Below are 20678 nucleotides of genomic sequence, written 5' to 3'. Positions count from 1 at the left end.
TTGTTATTTTCTGCCGAAGTCCGCCGGGTTTTCGCCCCAGTATTCGGTTTCCCATTTCAGGATTTTGTTCGGATATGTATTACTTGCCAACCAGCGCTCGGCTCTCTGAAGCATTTCAAAAACAGGTTTATTCCTCGGTGTTAGCTGCAACTTTGTATTTGCATGTTTTTTTTTAATCCAGCTGATTGCCGTTCTTGAGTCAGAATAAATCGGTATATCACTGTTGTTTTTTTGCAGATAAGCCAGGCCATGTACTATTGCCAGAAATTCGCCGATATTATTCGTAGCATCTTTGAACGGTCCTTGTAAAAAAATCCGCTCGCCGGTTTGTAAATAAGTGCCCTGATATTCCATGTCGCCAGTCGCAGTATTCCAGGCCGCATCAACAGCGATACTGTTTTTAATCGGTTGTCCAATATTAGCTGGTGCTACTTTTGCAATGGCTTTGGCGGCGTTTTCCTTTTTCTGAACATACTCCCAATAGTTTCGCTGAATGGCTGTTTCGGCTTCCTGTATCGAATCAAAAGATTTGTATCGGGCGTCTTCAAAGCCCTTTATTTGTGCTTCACATTCTTTCCAATCGGTAAACACACCTGTTTGCCTACCTTGCCACACCACATAAAATTTCGTTTTTTTTGCCATTAATTCTAAGCTAACTTCTTTCTTCCCAAACCTGAGCCAGGTTTAAGATAACCTCCACCGCTTTTTCCATATCCTGCACAGAAACCCATTCCAGACGCGAGTGAAATGCATGTTCGCCTGCAAAAATATTCGGGCACGGCAAGCCCATAAAAGATAATCTTGATCCGTCCGTTCCTCCGCGGATACTTCTTGTAATCGGATTTAGCCCGGAACGTTTCATAGCTTCCATCGCGTTGTCAATGATCTGCGGATGCTGGTCCAGAATTTCTTTCATGTTTCTGTATTGCTCTGTTACTTTAAATTCTGCTTTTGAATTTGGGTAACTCAACAAAACCCTTTCCATAATTTCTTTTAGCAAGGTTTCCTTTTCATGTAAACCAAATTCCGTAAAATCGCGTATGATAAAATTCAAAACCGCCTGCTCCTGAATTCCTTCGACATGAACCGGGTGAATAAATCCTTCCTTATCTTCAGTTGCTTCCGGTGAAAGGTTTTTTGGCAACGCAGCCAGAATTTCTCCGGCAATTTTCAACGCGTTTTCAAGCTTTCCAATCGCATACCCCGGATGCGTACTCACACCATGAATTGTGATTTTCACCCCATCGGCCGAAAAAGTTTCATCTTCCATCGTGCCGACCGCCTCACCATCCACAGTATATCCGTAATCTGCACCGAGCTTATCCAGATCAACTTTTTCAGTACCGCGACCTACCTCTTCGTCAGGCGTGAAAAGTATTTTTATCTTTCCGTGTTTTATTCTCTTGTCAGTTACTAAAATTTCAGCGGCAGCCATAATTTCAGCGACGCCTGCTTTGTTGTCCGCCCCTAAAAGAGTCGTTCCGCTCGCTGTGACAACATCATTTCCAATCTGGTTTTTTAAATCCGGGTGCTCTGACAGTTTCAGTATCTGCGTCGGATCATCCGGTAAGATAATATCTTCTCCATTCCATTTCTGATGTACAATCGGTTCAACATTCGCACCCGTTACATCCGGAGAGGTATCTACATGCGAGCAGAAGCAAATCACCGGAATGTTGGATTTTTCAGAGTTTGCAGGAATGGTCGCATACACATAACCGTGCTCATCCAAATGCGCATCTTCGATACCTAATTCCTGCAATTCGATCACCAGCTGATTACTAAGATCTCTCTGTTTTTCAGTACTGGGAAAACTTGTTGATTGCGGATCAGATTGTGTATCAATCTGGACATAGCTCAGAAATCGGTTTAAAACGGAAGACATTTTTATCTTGGATTAAAAGGAAAAACGAATTTTAAGACGCAATAATACCTGAAAGATCTGCCGGCGAATAGTTGATATTCTTCAACGTTTTGTCGTCCGCAGTCCGGTAAACGAGGTATTTACCATTGTCCTCTTTATAGTAACATTCCGTGCCTTTTGCATTGTAATGCGCCACCGTCGCCTCTGCCTCTTCCACACTCACGCACGCTTTTGACATATTCGAACGCTGCACCTCATCAAATAAAGCTCTGAATTTATTACCTAAACCAAACTCAAGAACTGCCCCCGAAAGTACATACTGCAGGTCGCAAAGAGCATCTGCAATCTCTACAAGGTCTTTTTCCAAAATCGCCACTTCCAGTTCCTTCAATTCTTCTGCCAAAAGAGCAACACGTAAACGGCTGCGGTCTTCGGATGGAATTGTTGGGGTTTCAAGAATCGGATGTTTGAACGTTTTATGGAACTCAGCGACTTGGTTAAGGCTATCTAATTGTTGCATTGTATTATCGAAATTTGAATTTTATTACTTAAAAATGAGCTATTACAAAACCAGATTGGTCTTGAAAAGTTTGATCGAAATGGCCAGCAGAATGATTCCGAAAACTTTCCGAAGAATATCCGTTCCTCCCTGCCCGAGCTTGTTTTCAATCCAGTTGGATGATTTGAGAACGATGTAAATAAAAAATAAATTGAGCAAAACGCCTACCAATATATTTTTGATCTCATATGTTGTACGCAGCGCCAGCAACGTAGTCATCGTACCTGCTCCTGCAATAATCGGAAACGCGATCGGCACAATGGAAGCAGCACTTACGCTGATATTATCATGCTTGAAAATATTTCTGCCCAGAATCATTTCTAACCCCAAAAGAAAAAGAATGATCGCACCGGCGACTGCAAAAGAAGCAACATCTACGCCAAAAAGGCTCAAGAGTCTTTCTCCCAAAAACAAAAAAGCGATCATAATCCCGCCGGCAGCCAGCGTTGCTTTTTCTGATTCGATCTTTCCAAGTTTCTTCCTGAAATCTACGATAATCGGGATTGAACCCAGCACATCAATCACTGAAAAGAGAATCAGCGTTACGGAAAGTATTTCTTTGAAGTTGAACATGACGACACCAATTCTAGGATTATGCCGCAAAGTTGAACAAAACCCGTTTCTTACACAACCTTTTATTGTTAAGCTAACGATTTAAATACGGCTTAACCGTTTCCATTCGGCAAAAAGTTCAGGAAGGTGTTAAACTGTTTTTTATATTTTTCCTCGTCGATCTTGTAATAATAAGCACCCTTTTTAGAGAAACCTTTTTGCTTTTCATCCAGTTTGATCAGCAAATGCGTGGATAAAAGTTTCCTGCTGAAATTCCGCTTGTCAAGCTCCGTTCCGAAAATCGCTTCATACAATTTTTGAAGCTGCGGAATTGTGAATTTTTCCGGAAGCAGCTCAAAACCAATGGGATGTTGGGATGCCTTATATCTTAAATGCTCAATCGCCATCTGAACCATCGCACTATGGTCAAACAACAATTGCGGTAATTCCTGCATTGAAAACCACTGCGCTTCGAAATTTTTAGAAATCTTATTATCGTAATCTTCAACGTTAATCAAGGCAAAATAAGCAACCGAAACAGTACGCTCCACTGGGTCACGTTTGGGATTTCCAAATGTGTGAAGCTGTTCAAGATATATATCGGTAAGGCTCGTCAGTTCATACAAAATTCTCGTCGAAGCCTCTTCCAGACTTTCATCCGGCTGCACCCATCCGCCCATTAGCGACCAGGTGTGATGCTCATCTTCAATACCACGATTGACCAATAATAATTTTAACTCCTGACCGTCGAAACCGAAAATAATGGAATCGAGGGCTACCAGACATTTTGTTTGTGTCTGGTACTGATGCAACATATCTATTAACACGATGGGCTTATCCTGTATTGAGTAAACGACTTTTTTAACTATAAATACAATCCTTTGACATTACTACTCATGCGGGCAGGCTCGATTTACCTTTTAGAAAATTTTTCAACTGATCAATTTCGTCTTGTGAAATGGCAGGAAAGTTGGCAATTCTGAACGTGGTTTCTTTCCAGACCCCATATCCGTTTCCCAGCATAATTCCATTTTCTTTGGCTGCCTTTTTTATATAAGCCACCTGATCTTTGCTGCCGGAAACTGCAATAACCGTATCAGATCTAACATCTTCCTGATTTACAAGCACCGAATATCCATGCTCCGCAAGAAATGCATACCACTCCTTCGCTCTCTTTTTCGTTTTTGTCGAAACAATAGGAAGTGATTCAACCTGCTTCATTACACGTCCAGCCAGATAAATCCCCAACGCGTTTGGCGTATAAGGTGTCTGATATTTCAGAAAGTTGTCCCTGAGAAACAGAAAACTATTGTAAAAATCGCGTTCCCCAATCTTTTCTGCCTGTTGTATCGCCCGTGGAGAAGCAACCAGGACGCTCAGACCTGCCGGAAGTCCAAAACATTTTTGAACGGAAGCATACCAAAGATCAGCCTCTTTCCAGGGAAATTCTACTCCCGCCATGGACGACGTCGCGTCCACGGCAATCAGCTGCTCTGTCTGCTTTCGTAATTCAGTAAAAAAAGAAAATGGCAAAGCGGTTCCATTCGAAGTTTCGTTGTGCGTGAGACAAATCACTTCATTTTCCTGATCAGCAATGATATCAGAAATCTTTGGCAAAGTGTTTATATCAAAAGAAAAACCGCTGGACCCGGGTTTGATTTTCTGAGTATATTCCAGCCATTTTTCGCCAAATGCTCCATTAAATACATGTAGACTTTTAGTGGATATCAGCGATTGCGCGATAATTTCCCAGCATTCTGTTGCGGATGAACAAAAGTAAATTTCATAATCTTCCGGAATACCAAGATTGATTTTCATTGTCTCAATCGTCTCTTTCAACATAGTCATAAAAGCCTCACTACGGTGATTGACACTTAAAATTCCGCTTTGATATGCATCCGACAAATATTGCTCGACTTGTGGGTATATCTTGGAGGGACCGGGATAGAAGGTAATCATGTCAGATATAATTAAATGATCCGAAAATTGACAGAACAACTATGCTTAAACAAAAACATCATAGATTTTTCAATCTATGATGCCAAAATAATATTGATCAGGAAGTGCTTAAATGAACCCTTCCCGGATCATTGCTTTTTCTAATTTTTCGCTCAACTGCGCCGAAGCCTTTAATAACGGCAAGCGAACTTCCGAACTGCAAACGCCTTTAATTTCAAGACATTTTTTTATCCCAACAGGATTCGATTCGATATATAACAATGTGTCAAATTCTAAAAATGCCAATTGTAATTTGGCAGCCTCTTTGAAATTTCCTTCAATTGCATGCCATGTCAAATCGGTAAATTCACGTGGAAATCCGTTGGCTATCACCGAGATAACACCATGCCAGCCTACACTGCACATGGTTGTCACCAGATTATCGTCACCGGAAAGCAAAAGAAAATCTTTTGGCGCGTGCGCAGCGAGCTCCATACTTTGTTCGATACTTCCGCCTGCATCTTTTATGCCAATTATATTCGGATGTTCTGCAAGTTTCAGGATCGTTTCGGCTTTCATGTTGATCACCGTGCGACCGGGAACATTGTATAACAAAACAGGCACTGGCGATGCATCCGCGATCGCAGTGAAATGCGCTATAATTCCTTCTTGTGTTGGCTTGTTATAATATGGACAAACGGACAAAATCGCATCAACGCCGTTTAGGTCGGTCTTTCGGATTGTTTCAAGGACTGATCTCGTGTCATTTCCACCCAAACCATACACAATCGGCAATCCCTTTGTGTTATGCTTCTTTGAAAATGCCAGAATTTCGTCTTTTTCTGTCGATGAAATTGTTGGAGATTCCCCGGTTGTTCCTTGCACGACCAGATAATCCACTCCTCCTTCCGACACGAATTCGATTAACTTTTGTAAACCAGCGTAGTCAATTTCTTGCTGTTCATCAAAGGGGGTAATCAGCGCTGCTCCGACTCCTTTGAAACGTTCGTCCAATGGCATTATTTTCTTATATAATTGTTGATTTTAAAACACAAAGTTAGTTACCTGACTCAATTTCCTTCATCATTTTTGAATCATTCCTAAAAATTCTTCTTCTGACAGGATCGTCACACCCAATTTTCTGGCCTTTTCAAGTTTGGAAGGTCCCATGTTATCACCCGCCAGGAGATAATTCAATTTCCCCGAAACGCCGCTCAAAACCCGTCCACCGTTGGCTTCGATCTTATGTTTCAGATCGTCTCGCTCAAAATTTGCGAAGACACCGGAAATCACAAATGTTTTTCCTTCCAGCATCGTACTTTCCATTTCGACGGGTTTGTCGTCAGTCGTCATTTGCAGGCCGGCTTTTTCCAGACGTTCCATAACCAGCTGATTTTCTGGTACTGCAAAATAAGCAATGACACTCTGAGCAATTCTTCCACCGATTTCCGGGACCGCGATAAGTTCTTCTAATGTGGCAGACCGGAGCGCTGTGATATTTTTGAAATAAGCTGTTAGTTTTTCCGCTACCGTTGCGCCGACAAAACGAATTCCTAGTCCGAATAAAACATTTTTGAAAGGTGCGGTTTTGGAGGTTTCCAGTCCTTTCAAAATATTTTCAACTGTTTTTTCCCTGAAACTTATTTTCTTGGTCTTACCGGTTTCCTCATTAACAATATTTTTTTCCAGTCCCAGAAGCTTTTCGTAATTCAGATCATATAAATCTGCCGGCGTTCTGACCAGATGATTGTCAAAAAGCACTTCAATTTTTCCCTCACCAAGGCTGTCGATATTCATCGCCTTTCTATGAATGAAATGTTCAATTCTGCCTTTTAGTTGCGGCGGACAAGCGCTGTCATTGGGACAATAGTAGGCGACTTCGCCTTCATTTCTTGCCAAAAGAGAGCCGCATTCCGGACAATTTGTTGGAAATACGATCGGCTCGGTATGGAATAGTTCACGTTTGGTGAGATCGACTCCTGTTATTTTTGGAATAATTTCTCCACTTTTCTCTACAAAAACGGTATCGCCCAATTGTACATTCAGTCTTTCAAGTTCGTTGGCATTATGCAGCGTTGCACGTTTCACATATGTACCCGACAAATGCACACCTTTTACTTTGTTATAAGGAACAGTCCGTTCGCTTTCCGCACAAAGATTCGCTACGGGCGTGACGTTTCCCGTTCTTCCTACCTGAAAATTTACGTAACGTAAAATGGCTGGTTTATTTTCCGCTTTATATTTAAACGAAATGGCCCACCGCGGACTTTTCGCAGTAAATCCCAGTTCTTTTTGTTGTTCAAAAGAATTCACCTTTATTACGATACCATCGGTTGCCAGCGGCAATGTGGCACGTTTTTCCTCCCATTCATGAATGTAGGCGATGACGTCGTCGATGTTGGTCACCTTTTTCCAACCCGGAGAAATATTAAATCCCCATGATTTGAGCGCAAGCAAACTTTCTTCGTGACTGGCAAAAACAGTTTCATCGCTCAAAAATGAATAGATATAACAGTCGAGTGACCGGCGGGCCGTTTCTGCAGAGTCTTGCAACTTAAACGAACCGGATGCAGCGTTTCTGGGGTTTGCATAAAGATTAACTCCTAATGCTTCCATCTCTTCATTCAATTTTTGAAAAGACTGAAAAGGCATAAATCCTTCTCCACGGATTTCAAAAATTGGAGGAATTTCTTTCGACTTGACGCGCAACGGAAGCGACTTTATTGTCTTGACATTGTTTGTAATTTCGTCTCCGCGCGTTCCATCCCCACGCGTAACGCCGCGAACGAGCACACCATTTTCATATGTAAAACTGAGTGAAATCCCGTCAAATTTCAGTTCACAGATATATTCGTAAGCTTCGCCATCCAGCCCTTTTCGAACACGTTCATCGAAATCTCGGAGCTCCTGTTCATTGTAAGTATTATCCAGCGACAACATCGGATAACGGTGATATACGGCATTGAAATTTTTGGTAATTGTCCCTCCCACCCGCTGTGTTGGTGAATCGCTGCGTTTAAACTCGGGAAACTCATTTTCCAGCTTAGCCAGCTCTTTCAATAACTGATCAAAATCATAATCAGATATTTCAGAAATGCTTTCCTGATAATATTGAAAATTGTAATGATCAATCTGTTGTATAAGTTCGTTAATGCGTTCTTCCGGGTTCATGGTTTTTATTGGATATTGCGGCTGGGAATTATCTTATATCTAGGAATGATACTTTGAATTTTATCATTCCGGCACAAATTTAAGGAAAGATCGAAAGTTAGCCGCTATATGTAATTATTTATGTATTTTCGTAAAAAACGCTGATTAAAATGATCCATAGAGAAGAAACGGTACTTCAAGACTGGGATTTGACGCAAATTATTAACGGCAAAGAAATCATGTCTCCTAGTCCGAAATCTTATCATCAAAAAATATCCAAAAGAATTCATAGGATTCTTGATGGATATGTTGAAAAAGAAAATTTAGGCGAAATTTACAATGCTCCTCTTGACGTTATTTTAGAGGAAGATATTAATCGCGTTCAACCCGATTTGATATTTATCAGCAAAGAAAACGCAGATATCGTTAAAGATTGGATCCGGGGTGTACCAGACTTATTGGTGGAAATTGTCTCAAAAAGCTCTTTTCATTTAGATACAATTGAAAAAAAAGAACTCTATGAAAAATATAGTGTTAAAGAATATTGGATAGTTCTTCCCGAATATGCTACCGTAGAAATTTATTCCCTGGACGGCAATCAGTACAAGTTATTTTCAACTGCCACAGATGATCAAGTAGTAAAATCCAAATTGTTGAACGGTTTAAGTTTCTCCGTTGCTCCATTGTTTGAGTAACTCCGGGAACCGGGCAACAGCCTAAAAATCTCGCAGTTCCCTCGAATTTACATCTTCCCTATAAATTCCTTAAATTCGCCCCGGATTTAAACATTACTACTTTTCATAATGGCTGCAGTTGCCCCTTCCATTCTTGCCGCAGATTTTGCAAATCTGCAACGCGACGTTGAAATGCTTAATACGAGTGAAGCAGATTACATACATGTAGACATCATGGATGGTGTGTTTGTCCCCAATATTTCTTTCGGTTTCCCGGTTGCACAGGCGATCAAACGCTATTCAACAAAGCCGCTGGATTTTCATTTGATGATTGAAAAACCAGAACGTTATCTTGAAAATTTTCGCGATGCCGGGGCTGATATTTTAACGGTGCACTATGAAGCATGTCCTCACTTACATCGCACAATCCAGTTAATCAAAGAGTTAGGTATGCAGGCCGGAGTCGCTTTGAATCCTCATACGCCTGTGGAATTGCTTTCTGAAATATTGTCGGATCTATCTCTGGTTTTGATCATGTCCGTTAATCCGGGTTTTGGAGGTCAGAAATTTATTGAAAACTCGTACCGGAAAATTTACAAGTTAAACTATATGCGTGAAGAACTCGGCGCGGATTTCAAAATCGAGGTCGATGGCGGTGTGAACAATACAAATGCCAGATCTCTCGTTGAGAACGGTGCTGACATTCTGGTAGCCGGAAGTTTTGTATTTAATTCTTCCGATCCGCACGCCACGATTGCAGCGCTTCGAAAAAATTGAAAAAAACTACCTTAACCCAGTCTACATGAATAAATACAACCCGAATTTCCTTCATGGCCCAAAGCGCAATATCACTTTGGCACCATGATCGCGCGGTCTTTTTCCATTTTCAGCTTATTTCTGGCGCTTCAAATCACAGCCCGTGCATCAAATAATACCGCAGCTGCAGACTACAAATTTCCTCTCAAAGTTAGTGAAGACGGAAAACATTTAGCAGATCAAAACGACGCGCCATTTCTCGTAGTCGCCGATGTTGCCTGGCAATTATTAAGAAAGCTGGACTATCCCAATGCTGTCGAATACCTCAATATTCGCAAGTCACAGTCATTCAATACCTTTTTGGTACATGTTTTGCCAGCTTTGCCAACCCAAAAAAACTTTCATAAAGTCACTCCTTTTCAGGTCAATAACGAAATTACAAAACCGAATAAGGCTTATTTTGATCACCTCGAAAAAGTAATTATTGCAGCAAGAGAGCGTGAATTGGTCATCGGACTTGTTGTTTCCCGACAAAGTTGGAATATGCTTTTTGAAACCCAGGGCGAAGAAGCTTGCCGGAGTTATGGTGAATATATTGGTAAACGTTTCTCGAAATTCACGAATGTTTTCTGGATAGTTAGTGAAGAGGAAAATCAGAAGGCTTTTGTAGCCCGCACGTTGACACAAACTTTACGGGCAAATTCCGAGAACCAGTTGATCGCATCGTTATCTACCTGCACGCCGCCTGATTCGCTGGACAAAAATCATACAGATCTTAAGGTTTTCGTGCCAGATTCGACTGTAACAGACTCCGAATATGCTGCCTTGGCGACCTGGCAGAAAAATATAGGAAGTACGATCAAAAGTCCTTTTTTGATTGCTAACTCAGAGTTTCCGATTAAAGATCAATCTGCTTTAATTCGGAAACAAGCCTATGAATCGCTGCTAAGTTCGGCTGCCGGATTTTGCCATATGAGCACGATCAAAAACTTCAATCCAACCTGGAAAGTAAATATTTTACGGGATGGCGGTGAATATATGGTCCGGTTTTCAAAAATTCTGCAAGGAATTCCATGGGCTTTAATTCAGCCTGATCCGACTATAAAACTTGTTCAGGATACGACGCAAACCAGTGAAATTACGGTAGCGACGATTTCAAATCACCGGATGGCGATTTTATACATTCCAACCGCAAGAGAATTTAAACTGGACCTGACAAAACTCACAGGAAACGAGTTCAGAGCAGTCTGGTATAGTCCAAGAACCGGCCGAAGATGGACTGGCGGAGAGTTTGAACGAACCGACGCAGCTGTGATTGTTCCGCCCGACAAACAAGCTGATTGGGACTGGATTCTTTTAGTCGGTTCAAAAAACTAGGTTGTTTTTTGAATTCATTCTAATCAGTATTAAATCTTTGGCATTACCTTTTATTATTATAATATTCACCACGCTATTTTTTTGAAATAATACAATCATCGGCAAGTAACTGTTTCTCAATAGCGATACATTTACATACCAGTGACAATGAATGACAAAAGCAAGTGCGCCCCGAATGAGCTTAGTGAGAAGAAAATTATTTATTTGCAGCAGCCTGATTTTACTGGTATGCGGAAAGATGCTTGCCCAGCAGCCTGTACTTTGGGCTGATAAAATTCTTGGATATTCTTCTGAATACAGGCCGGAAAGTTATGGTCAGGGTTTTCGGTCAAAACAAATTCTTGGTGAACCAAACAAGCTTCCGGATTTTGGCGTCAGTCCATGTGCCTGGTCGCCAGCCACTCCGGACGGAAGAAATGAAGAGTGGATTAAAGTTGGATTTGAAAAATCTATTGCATTAAAGCAAGTTGCCATTGCTGAAAACTATAACCCGGGCTCGGTTACCAGAGTTTACGCTTACAATGAAGCAGGAAAAGAATTTCTGATTTATGACGAAAAAGCAGGCCCTGTTTCCGCCAAAGGCAGAATGCTGCGTGTTTTCACAAAGCAGGAAAACCTGATTGCAAATGCCATAAAAATAATTCTTGATCCATCAAAAGTGGGAGGCTTTAATCAGATCGATGCGATTGGAATTTCTTCAACCTCCGACCCTATCGAGGCGGTGATTAATGTAGCAGATTCTGGATTGAAGGAAGAAAAGAAAGAAAATCTTGGAAAAGCGATTAATAGTAAAGGCCAGGAAATCAATCCGATTATTTCAGCAGATGGCAGAACGCTGTATTTCACCAGAGCCGAACATGAAGGCAACATAGGTTCTCCTTCCAAACAGGATGCATGGGTTTCTACCCTTGACAAAAATAATAACTGGACAGAAGCCGTCAATCTGGGACCTCCGGTTAACAATAATGGAGACAATGCGATTATTGGTGTTTCTGCTGATGGAAAAAACCTTTACCTGATCAATGTGTATCTCCCTGGCGGAGGTTTGGTATATGGCCTGTCTAAATCAACTAACACAAAAAATGGATGGAGTTTTCCAAAAGCGATCAAAATTGAGAATTTGTACAATGACCATGACTTTTCAGAATTTGCTATTTCCCCACATGGAAATGTGTTGATCATGTCGGTACAGCGGAAGGATACCGAGGGCAAAAAAGATCTGTACGTCTCTTTTATTCAGGAGGGCGAAACATGGTCTGAGCCTAAACACATGGGCACTGTATTGAATAGTGCAAGCGATGAAAATTCTCCTTTTTTAGCTCTGGATAATAAAACATTATACTTTACATCTTCCGGAAGAAGCGGTTACGGTGGCGGCGATGTGTTTTTATCCCGACGGCTGGACGATACATGGTTAAACTGGTCCAAGCCCGAAAACCTGGGCCCGAACATCAATACGCCGAAGCACGACTCTTACTTTAATATTCCTGCCTCTGGAGAATACGGATATTTCAGCTCTGCAGACAACACGATCGGGCGTGAAGATATTTTCAGGATCAGACTTACACCGGCGATAAAGCCTGATCCGGTTGCAACGGTTACGGGGTCCGTATTTGAATTTGAAACTACGAATCCTGTAAAAGCGGTACTTTCTGCAAAAATTCTGAAAACGGGTGAAACTTTTAGTAAGACGACTTTCGAAGGAGAGGCAGGCGAATTCAAATTAATCTTGCCATTAAAAGAATCCTATATCATTACGGCCGATGAAAAAGGTTATTTTTCTTCCACAGAGGAAATTGATCTTGTCAGCGAAACAGGGTTCAGAACAATTCGGAAAAACCTTTATCTACAACCAATCAAACCGGGCCAACAAATCCGGCTGGCCAATAACATGTTTTCTCAAAGCAGTGCTGATATAACCGAACCTTCATTTCAAGAACTAGATCGGATCATTGGTATCATGAACGAATATCCGGAAATGGAAATTTTGCTTGAAGGCCACACTGATAATCAGGGAGATACTAAAAAGAACGTAAAATTATCAGAAGACCGGGTTGTGGAAGTAAAAAAATACCTGGTAACGAAAGGGATCGGCGCATTCAGAATTCAGACAAAAGCCTGGGGACCAGCCAAACCGATTGCCAGTAATCTTACCGAAGCGACCCGTCAGAAAAACCGTCGCGTGGAGTTTACAATCCTTAAAATGTAAAAGTGCCTAATCATTGGAAATTTCCTTAATTTCGCGGCTTTAACTTCCGACATTCAAAAATGGTGCACACATACAAGAAGGAAAGCTTGCAATCCTGGTCAATACTCGCGGTCATACTTATCATCGGTATTTCCCTCCGACTTTATCACCTGGACTCTTACAGTATCTTTTTTGATGAAAAAAGTACCATGGTCGTAAGTCAGGGAATTGTGTTGGAAGGAGCGAATCAGAAAGAGACATTTTCAACCAGAAAACTAACGGCACCTGAATTTTGGAAAACGCCAGAGTTTAGTTTTAAATCCCCGCAGGTTTTACGATCTTTTACCTATAAAGAAACTTTTTATCCGCGCTCCTTTACTCCTGCCGACTTTTGGTCTGCCAAAACTTTGGGAGATTATTATGAGGCCATGACGCGCAGTGATATCGGGAACAGTCCTTTTTATTATCTGCTTCTGCACATCTGGATGGACATTTTCGGACTTTCAGATTTCTCGGCGCGACTATTTTCAGTCGTTTTCAGTGTATTGATTATCGGATTTACTTATCAATTCGGAAGACGCTTTTTTTCGGTCAACACGGGATTAATCTCAGCGGGAATCGTCGCCATTGAGCCATTTTTCATTGCTTACAGCCACCAGGCAAGAAATTACTCACTGACTTTTTTCCTGACACTTCTTTCAACTTATCTTTTTTTACAAATAATTGAAGGCAAAAAAAATAGTTTCTGGTTGTATGCCGGATATGTTCTGGCAGCCGGACTTGGACTTCTCTGCCATTTCCTGACCATCGTCGTACTCCTGGTGCACGGATTATATGCAATTTTCTTTTTAAGATCCATCAGCGGTTGGGTTAAAATGGCCGTTTCAGCAGTAGCTGCGCTTTCCGGAGTAACCTGGTGGCTGATCTACGGCGGAGGCCAATACACCTTTTATTCCCTTAACTATCAGGCCGATTTATATAAAAGAATGGCAGAAACCCGGCCATATGACAATCCTTTCGGAGTACTTCCGGCCACTTTTGCCAATGTTTTTAACAAAGCACTACCTGTTTTTTCAGATCTGCTGATTTTCACGAACGGAATGTCAGACAGTCTGGTTGGAAAGCGGAATGCCATGATTTCTATTCTGGTAGGGATTTTATTGATTGTCTGGTATCGATATAAGGACAAAATCAAAGTACATGAATTTTTCGCCCCAAGAATTCCCTACATCATTGTGCTGGTGAGCGCATTGGTTTACACCAGCAATAAATTTCAGTTTTGCGTGCTTTCTGTTGTCATTTTTGCACTATCCTTCCTTTATGATGTGCACAAAAATGCAGATAAATTACAGCGCAAAAGATTGACTTTACTTTATATGATGGCACTGATACCTACTCTTTTTTTGGTATTAATGGCTTTCAAAAGCGGACATACAAACGGTATCACACAACGCTACTCCGGATTTTCCTTTCCGTATGTGATTATTCTTGTCAGTATATTATTACAGTATTATTCGAATCTGGCGACAGAATTTCGTTTGCTTATTTTCTTCTTTCTTGCGGTACAATTTTATTTTGTGGGGCAGCGTCTGCAGGAGTTCTATCAGGATCGCTCTGTGAAGTATGGTTATTTTGCTACGCCAAGAGTGAAAAACCCGTATTACGAAGCAGCCGAAAAAATCAAGCAGATTTATTTGCCGGGAGACACCATTTTATATCCGGCCTACAAACTTCCTATTCTGTCGGAGATGGATCGTACATTTTTACCGTATTCAGTACAGGATGCCCAGCTTACCAATTTGTACCTTCCAAAAAGTTTAAATTATATTCAGGTCATGGACACAACACAGGTTGACAGAATATTAATTAAACGGAATAATCAAAAAGAACCACTGGAAATCATCAACTTAAGGGGTAAGAGATATGGGTCTGAATAGCAGAAGTGACATCTTTTAGGCAAGCCGTCAAATAAGATTTCGTATATTGCGCACTTAATAATACAATTTTGCTCGTTACTTTGTATCCAATTTCACAGCAAACATCAACATTCAAATTGGCCATGACCGCAAATGAAGTAATAAATGAACCCAGACAAATCAGCGGTGAATTACGGCTGAAAATCCTGGGCCTTTATAATCAGGCGAATGCCGGGCATATCGGCTGCTCACTAAGTTGCATCGACTTGATGATCGCCATCCTATTTTTAAACAAATCAGAAGAAGATACTTTTATTTTATCCAAAGGACACGCCGCCGCTGCACTTTATGCATGCCTGAATGTTCTTGGTGAGATTACGGATGAAGATCTGGCGACCTATTATCTGGACGGAACAACGCTTCCTGCACACCCGGCTCCGGGCCAGTATAAGGGAATTCCTTTTGCAACAGGTTCTTTGGGGCACGGTCTGCCGATCGCAACCGGTATTGCCCATGCAGCAAAAATCAGTGACGAAGAAAGTTATTCATTCGCGTTGCTTTCTGATGGTGAAACCAATGAAGGAACAACCTGGGAAGCTGCCCATTATGCAATCCAAAATCAGCTTGATAACCTTTTTATGTTTGTTGATAAAAACGGTTTGCAGGGTTTTGGAGCAACTGACAAGGTTTTGGGAGAAACAGCTTCACCTGAAAAATGGCGTGCGATCGGTTTTGAAACAGTCGAGATCGACGGGCATGATATACTTACCATACACCAGACCATTACCGAATTAAAAACCCATAAAAACGGACTTCCCAAAGCCATTATCGCGCACACCGTGAAAGGTAAGGGAGTGTCTTATATGGAAAATAAGCTTGAATGGCATTATCTGCCCATGAATGCTGAACTTTATCAGCAGGCCGCTCAGGAAGTTACGGAACGCTATCTTAATGAACTTACGAATGCTTGATCATTTACCGCATTACCGCGATAAAATAGAACAACTTAAAGGACCGATTTTCGTATTTGGAGCCAGTGGTTTTATAGGCGCAAATCTTTTTAACGATATTTTCAAAATCAGAAAGGATTGTTACGCACTCACACACGATGCAACAAAGGCCTGGCGTTTAAAATTATTGAATGTTCCGTTTGAAAATATAATACACTGCGATATCCTTTCGGACAATTCTGTTCGTGAAGTTTTTGACCGGTACAAACCGCAAACACTTTTCAATCTGGCGGCTTACGGTGCTTACAGTAAACAAAGCAGCGTAAACCTGACTTACGAAACCAATGTTATCGGGACAGCCAACATCTTGCAAAATTGCAACAAAGAAACGGTTTATATTCACGCAGGAAGTAGTTCAGAATATGGATTTAATTGCACGGCACCCAAAGAAACAGACCGTGTAGAACCAAATAGTCATTACGCAGTTTCCAAGGTTTCAGCAGCTTATTTACTTGAATATTATGCACGGGTTTTTGAACTGAAAACTTTGAATCTACGGCTTTATTCGATTTACGGGTATTGGGAAGAACCCGACCGGCTTATCCCGAAACTTGTTGAAAGCGTAAGACAGGGCGAATTACCATCGCTTGTTTCTCCGGATATCAGCCGGGATTTCGTTTTCATAGAAGATTGTGTTGAAGCTTTTTTAGATGCTGCGCTGAAAATTAACAGTACAACATCAGGAAAATCGTATAACATTGCGACAGGCCGCAAAACAACAATTGGCGATCTTGTCGAAACTTCACGGCAGACTTTTGGTATCAAACAAGAGCCGAAATGGGGAAGCATGTCAAACCGGAAATGGGATTTGGCCGAATGGTTTGGCGATCCGGAAGCTTTCGAAACGGATTTTGGCTGGAAAGCTAAAACTTCACTTGAAGATGGATTGTCTAAAACAAAAGCGTGGCAGGATCAGCAGAAATATGAAGATACAATTCTTCCGGCTTTCCTTAATCCGAAGCTGAATCCGGTTATTACTGCTATTATAGCTTGTTACAAAGATGCACAGGCGATTCCCTATATGTATGAGAGGATTGTGAAAACGTGCAACGAGTTGAAAGTGCGTTACGAAATAATTTTTGTTAATGACAATTCCCCGGACAATCAGGAGGAAGTGATTAATAAAATATGCGATAAAGATCCAAATGTGGTCGGCATCAGCCATTCACGAAATTTTGGTTCGCAAGCTGCATTTTTAAGCGGGATGGAAATTGCTACCGGCGACTGTGTCGTATTGATGGATGGAGACTTGCAAGATCCGCCGGAAATTATTCCTGCTTTTTATGAAAAATGGATGGAAGGCTTCGACGTTGTTTACGGTGTTCGTGTGCAGCGTGAAATGAAACCGCATATCCACTTTTTCTACAAAACATTTTACAAGATTTTCCAGGGACTGAGTTACATACCAATCCCTCGTGACGCAGGAGATTTCTCCATGATCGACCGGAAAGTCGTGAAAGAATTGGTTGACCTGCCGGAAACGGAACAATTCCTTCGCGGATTGCGCGCCTGGGTTGGTTTTAAACAAACGGGTGTTCCTTACGTAAGGCCGGAGCGGATGTTTGGCGTATCAACAAATAACTGGACGAAAAATATCTGGTGGGCAAAAAAAGCAATTTTCTCATTCAGTTTTGCTCCGCTGGAATTGATGAGTTATGCAGGCTTTACGCTGACAGGTTTGTCAATTTTAGGAATAATCTGGCAAATCCTGGCCAAACTATTTTTCTTTCCTGATACCCCACAGGGCATCAGCACGGTTATTGTATTGATCGTATTCTTCGGAGGATTAACGATTCTGGGGATTTCTTTCCTGGGAGAATATATCACCAAGATTTTTGAAGAGACAAAAAAACGGCCAAAATACATTCGTACCCGCATCAGAAGAGGATCCAAATCCTATAAAACGGCTGACGAGATACGTACTTTGGTAAAGCAGTTAAGAAAATAGATAGAATTCAGAACAAATTCTATACGCATAGATTAGGAGAAAAAAATTCTGTTGAATTTCGAGACCTTTTGGTCGATTGGAAATAGGATTGGAAGTGAAATAGATCAAATTAATTGCTGATCAGTTAAGAAAATGAGAAAAGAATTTTCAGCCGCTCTGGAAAAACTTGTTACCGAAGACGAGTCCATCATCTTTATTACCGGAGATCTTGGGTATGCTGCTTTGGAGAGTTTACAGGCAAAGCTTGGCAAAAGATTTATAAATGCAGGTGTCGCCGAACAGAATATGGTCGGTGTTGCAGCTGGTTTCGCACATAAAGGTTACAAAGTTTTTTGTTACAGCATCGCTCCTTTCATTGTTTACCGCTGTCTGGAACAATTTCGTAATGATGTCTGCTTCCATAATCTTCCCGTTTTCATTGTTGGCAACGGCGGTGGTTACGGCTATGGAATTATGGGAAGTACACACCACACGCTTGAAGATCTTGCTTGCCTGAGCGGTTTGCAAAATGCGAATGTCTGGGTACCTGGCTTCGCAGACGAAGTTGAGCCTGTTATCCGCCAAATTGTGGCGGATGGAAAACCCGCCTATCTGCGCTTGGGTTTTGGAAAAAATACACCTGAGAATAGTTATATTTCCGGATCTTTTAAGGTGATTCACGAAGTCGACTCTCCGGAAATTACAATTTTCGCGCTTGGCCCGATTGCTAATAATGTGATCACTGCGCTGGATCAGTCGGCAGAACTTGGAGAAAAAGTGAATGTGATCAGTGCGTTGCATTTTCCTTTGGAACTTACAGATGAAATTATTCAGCTAGTTGAAAAAGCACCGGCTATTCTCGTTGCCGAAGAACACGTAAGTACCGGTGGATTGGCACAACAACTTTCTGTGCAGTTACTGGAAAGAGGTGTTAAGATCAATTCATTTAAAAGCTTGAAGGCAGAAGGTTATCCAAACAGGAAATACGGTAGCCAGGCATACCACCAGAAAATATCTGAACTAGATCCCGTTTCCATCGCCGCACATATTCATCAGTTAATTATTCCTGCATGAGCAAGGGGGTTTTAACGCTTTTGGTCACCCTTTTAATCCTGATCCCGATAGGTATTTATTTTGGGGTATGGGATTATTATGCCATAAACATCCCGAAATGGGATGACCACGCGTTAAAAGCATTCATTGTTGAGTACTCACAGGCAGGAACATGGCAGGAAAAGCTGAAAGCCGTTTTTAAGCAGCACAATGAACACCGGATCGCGCTGGACAGGGTTTTCACCTGGCTGGACTTTTCTCTTTTCGGAAAACTGAATTATCGCCATTTGATGATCATCGGGAATTTGCTGCTGCTCGGTGTTATACCACTTTGGTATGTTTTGCTAAAAAATAATAAGAAGCCCTTATTTGCGCTCGTTCCGATTCCTTTTATCTGGTTAACCCTGGCGTTTTGGGAAAACATGTACTGGGGAATGGCGGCTGTCCAAAATTTTGGCGTTATCACGCTCGCACTCTGGACAATCTATTTAGCCGTCAATCCAAAACCGGTTTATTTCGCTCTGGCAATTTTGATGGGTGCGCTAACGATTTCAACCAGCGCCATCGGGATCTTGATCCTACCGATCTGTGCAGTTTTGTTATTTCTTTCAGGCGACAGGAAGCGTTCTGTTATTTTAGGAATTGCCAGTGCTATCGGCATTTTTGCTTATTTCTGGACCTATAAACAGCCAGACACAAATCCGGAATCCAAAGCCTCTCTTTTTCAGTTAGCAAAAGGCTATATGGCATTTTTAGGGTCTTTTGCAGAATCCATTCCTGTTAAAGATCATTTTGGAGCTTGCGTTGTTATGGGCATTGTCTTATTTCTTGTTGCCGTTTCTATTGCATCAACTATTCTTTTTAGAATTTCTACTAAAAAATATAGCGTCAAATTCGAACGTATTACTGATTTATTCTGCCTTGGCGCGATCATGTTTATCCTGGCTACCGGATTGATCGTCGTGTACGGACGCGCTGGTTTTGGTCTGGAAGGGCTGATCACAAGCAGATTCAAAATTTATTCAGTACTGCTTTTAATGGTTGCTTATTTATATGTCGTCATACCGATCAGAGGCAGCTTTTTATCACCATATATCACAGCAATCGTTTTTCTGGCGATTACTTTTAACGTCTTTAGCTATCATTACCATTTGGTTGATGCGTACAACTTACGTAAAATCATGACCACAAGTCAATTTAACTGGACATATACGGACAAAGACTTGAAGGCACCGTCAGACACTTCTTTCGCAGCCAGAATTGTCGATAAAACGCCAGTGTTTTACACGAAATGGGTTCCGTTTATTGAAATCGCTGACAGGCAGGGTTATGCCGGAAAATCCCGGGCGTTGATGGAATTATACGCGTCCACCAAATTCGAAAAGACAAAAAATAATCTGATTGTCAAAAATACAGGGTTCAAAAGCCAGCGTCTGCAAGACAGCGGGATTTATATCCTTTTGAGTTCAAGTGACCGATTTTACGTATTCCCAACCTACCGGAGCCGCAATACCAACCGAAAAGAATTATTTTTAAAACAATACTATTTTGCACCAGGATTTTATGCAGAGATTCCATTTTCGGAGCTGGAAAAGGGAAATTATAAAGTAGCAATTATTCGTCAGCAAGGCGACGAAACTGGCATTCTGTTCCAGCAAGATAAGATTGCTGTGGACGGCGCGAGCCAGAATAAAGTAAAAGTTAATTGGTAGCT

The 20678-nt window shown here is 41.5% G+C and carries 17 protein-coding genes; 9 read left to right on the top strand and 8 right to left on the bottom strand.

Features of this window, described 5'->3' with window-relative positions:
- Window positions 1–3 precede the first annotated feature (3 nt).
- The 8 genes from BMY70_RS08645 to ligA all read right to left on the bottom strand — a co-directional run bounded on the left by BMY70_RS08645 (window position 4) and on the right by ligA (window position 8084).
- Window positions 4–642, bottom strand: coding sequence for a ribonuclease H1 domain-containing protein (locus BMY70_RS08645; RefSeq protein WP_090334657.1), 639 nt, complete (start codon window positions 640–642; stop codon window positions 4–6).
- A gap of 10 nt (window positions 643–652) precedes the next feature.
- Complete coding sequence (gene pepT / locus BMY70_RS08640) at window positions 653–1885, bottom strand: peptidase T (protein ID WP_090334654.1); 1233 nt, start codon at window positions 1883–1885, stop codon at window positions 653–655.
- A 31-nt stretch (window positions 1886–1916) separates the two neighbouring features.
- Window positions 1917–2384 carry a pyrophosphohydrolase domain-containing protein gene (locus tag BMY70_RS08635; RefSeq protein WP_090334651.1) on the bottom strand — a complete coding sequence of 156 codons (468 nt, stop codon included), beginning with the start codon at window positions 2382–2384 and terminating at the stop codon, window positions 1917–1919.
- 42 nt (window positions 2385–2426) lie between these two features.
- Window positions 2427–2996 (bottom strand): MarC family protein, encoded by a 570-nt coding sequence (locus BMY70_RS08630; RefSeq protein ID WP_090334649.1) that lies wholly within the window; start codon window positions 2994–2996, stop codon window positions 2427–2429.
- Window positions 2997–3088: 92 nt separating this feature from the next.
- The gene (locus BMY70_RS08625; protein ID WP_177196979.1) at window positions 3089–3790 is read right to left on the bottom strand and encodes an NUDIX hydrolase; all 702 of its coding nucleotides are present in this window, start codon (window positions 3788–3790) and stop codon (window positions 3089–3091) included.
- 79 nt (window positions 3791–3869) lie between these two features.
- On the bottom strand, window positions 3870–4934 hold the full coding sequence (locus BMY70_RS08620; protein ID WP_090334643.1) for an aminotransferase class V-fold PLP-dependent enzyme: 1065 nt from the start codon (window positions 4932–4934) through the stop codon (window positions 3870–3872).
- 108 nt (window positions 4935–5042) lie between these two features.
- On the bottom strand, window positions 5043–5933 hold the full coding sequence (gene dapA / locus BMY70_RS08615) for a 4-hydroxy-tetrahydrodipicolinate synthase (RefSeq protein WP_090334641.1): 891 nt from the start codon (window positions 5931–5933) through the stop codon (window positions 5043–5045).
- 63 nt (window positions 5934–5996) lie between these two features.
- Window positions 5997–8084 carry an NAD-dependent DNA ligase LigA gene (ligA, locus tag BMY70_RS08610; RefSeq protein ID WP_090334638.1) on the bottom strand — a complete coding sequence of 696 codons (2088 nt, stop codon included), beginning with the start codon at window positions 8082–8084 and terminating at the stop codon, window positions 5997–5999.
- Window positions 8085–8233: 149 nt separating this feature from the next.
- Here ligA and BMY70_RS08605 point away from each other — a divergent pair, with 149 nt between their 5' ends.
- From BMY70_RS08605 to BMY70_RS08565, 9 genes are all read left to right on the top strand, one after another.
- Window positions 8234–8758, top strand: a complete 525-nt coding sequence (locus tag BMY70_RS08605) for a Uma2 family endonuclease (RefSeq protein WP_090334636.1) — start codon at window positions 8234–8236, stop codon at window positions 8756–8758.
- 108 nt (window positions 8759–8866) lie between these two features.
- A complete protein-coding gene (rpe, locus tag BMY70_RS08600) occupies window positions 8867–9514 on the top strand; it encodes a ribulose-phosphate 3-epimerase (RefSeq protein WP_090334634.1) in 648 nt (215 codons plus the stop codon).
- Between the two features lie 84 nt (window positions 9515–9598).
- Entirely contained in the window at window positions 9599–10870 is a 1272-nt protein-coding gene (locus BMY70_RS08595; protein ID WP_090334631.1) for an apiosidase-like domain-containing protein, read from the top strand.
- A gap of 175 nt (window positions 10871–11045) precedes the next feature.
- Window positions 11046–13079, top strand: coding sequence for an OmpA family protein (locus BMY70_RS08590; protein ID WP_229209531.1), 2034 nt, complete (start codon window positions 11046–11048; stop codon window positions 13077–13079).
- A gap of 59 nt (window positions 13080–13138) precedes the next feature.
- Complete coding sequence (locus BMY70_RS08585) at window positions 13139–14995, top strand: glycosyltransferase family 39 protein (protein WP_090334626.1); 1857 nt, start codon at window positions 13139–13141, stop codon at window positions 14993–14995.
- Between the two features lie 122 nt (window positions 14996–15117).
- On the top strand, window positions 15118–15945 hold the full coding sequence (locus BMY70_RS08580; RefSeq protein ID WP_090334622.1) for a transketolase: 828 nt from the start codon (window positions 15118–15120) through the stop codon (window positions 15943–15945).
- Complete coding sequence (locus BMY70_RS08575) at window positions 15938–17932, top strand: NAD-dependent epimerase/dehydratase family protein (RefSeq protein ID WP_090334620.1); 1995 nt, start codon at window positions 15938–15940, stop codon at window positions 17930–17932. The genes BMY70_RS08580 and BMY70_RS08575 overlap by 8 nt, the downstream gene beginning before the upstream one ends.
- Before the next feature lie 132 nt (window positions 17933–18064).
- Window positions 18065–18985: a transketolase family protein gene (locus BMY70_RS08570; protein ID WP_090334617.1), complete on the top strand. Its 921-nt coding sequence runs from the start codon at window positions 18065–18067 to the stop codon at window positions 18983–18985.
- Window positions 18982–20676 (top strand): hypothetical protein, encoded by a 1695-nt coding sequence (locus tag BMY70_RS08565; RefSeq protein ID WP_090334615.1) that lies wholly within the window; start codon window positions 18982–18984, stop codon window positions 20674–20676. The genes BMY70_RS08570 and BMY70_RS08565 overlap by 4 nt, the downstream gene beginning before the upstream one ends.
- Window positions 20677–20678 lie beyond the last annotated feature (2 nt).

The sequence above is a fragment of the Dyadobacter koreensis genome, from assembly GCF_900108855.1.
Taxonomy (GTDB): domain Bacteria; phylum Bacteroidota; class Bacteroidia; order Cytophagales; family Spirosomataceae; genus Dyadobacter; species Dyadobacter koreensis.
This window is presented reverse-complemented; position numbering and strand designations above follow the sequence as displayed.

Excerpts from the sequence above, each read along its gene's own strand:
- BMY70_RS08620 (WP_090334643.1), bottom strand. The coding sequence starts at position 4,934 with ATGATTACCTTCTATCCCGGTCCCTCCAAGATATACCCACAAGTCGAG.
- BMY70_RS08605 (WP_090334636.1), top strand. The coding sequence starts at position 8,234 with ATGATCCATAGAGAAGAAACGGTACTTCAAGACTGGGATTTGACGCAA.
- BMY70_RS08595 (WP_090334631.1), top strand. The coding sequence starts at position 9,599 with ATGATCGCGCGGTCTTTTTCCATTTTCAGCTTATTTCTGGCGCTTCAA.
- BMY70_RS08630 (WP_090334649.1), bottom strand. The coding sequence starts at position 2,996 with ATGTTCAACTTCAAAGAAATACTTTCCGTAACGCTGATTCTCTTTTCA.
- pepT (WP_090334654.1), bottom strand. The coding sequence starts at position 1,885 with ATGTCTTCCGTTTTAAACCGATTTCTGAGCTATGTCCAGATTGATACA.
- ligA (WP_090334638.1), bottom strand. The coding sequence starts at position 8,084 with ATGAACCCGGAAGAACGCATTAACGAACTTATACAACAGATTGATCAT.
- BMY70_RS08635 (WP_090334651.1), bottom strand. The coding sequence starts at position 2,384 with ATGCAACAATTAGATAGCCTTAACCAAGTCGCTGAGTTCCATAAAACG.
- dapA (WP_090334641.1), bottom strand. The coding sequence starts at position 5,933 with ATGCCATTGGACGAACGTTTCAAAGGAGTCGGAGCAGCGCTGATTACC.
- BMY70_RS08645 (WP_090334657.1), bottom strand. The coding sequence starts at position 642 with ATGGCAAAAAAAACGAAATTTTATGTGGTGTGGCAAGGTAGGCAAACA.
- BMY70_RS08570 (WP_090334617.1), top strand. The coding sequence starts at position 18,065 with ATGAGAAAAGAATTTTCAGCCGCTCTGGAAAAACTTGTTACCGAAGAC.
- BMY70_RS08575 (WP_090334620.1), top strand. The coding sequence starts at position 15,938 with ATGCTTGATCATTTACCGCATTACCGCGATAAAATAGAACAACTTAAA.
- BMY70_RS08585 (WP_090334626.1), top strand. The coding sequence starts at position 13,139 with ATGGTGCACACATACAAGAAGGAAAGCTTGCAATCCTGGTCAATACTC.
- BMY70_RS08625 (WP_177196979.1), bottom strand. The coding sequence starts at position 3,790 with ATGTTGCATCAGTACCAGACACAAACAAAATGTCTGGTAGCCCTCGAT.
- rpe (WP_090334634.1), top strand. The coding sequence starts at position 8,867 with ATGGCTGCAGTTGCCCCTTCCATTCTTGCCGCAGATTTTGCAAATCTG.
- BMY70_RS08565 (WP_090334615.1), top strand. The coding sequence starts at position 18,982 with ATGAGCAAGGGGGTTTTAACGCTTTTGGTCACCCTTTTAATCCTGATC.
- BMY70_RS08580 (WP_090334622.1), top strand. The coding sequence starts at position 15,118 with ATGACCGCAAATGAAGTAATAAATGAACCCAGACAAATCAGCGGTGAA.
- BMY70_RS08590 (WP_229209531.1), top strand. The coding sequence starts at position 11,046 with ATGAGCTTAGTGAGAAGAAAATTATTTATTTGCAGCAGCCTGATTTTA.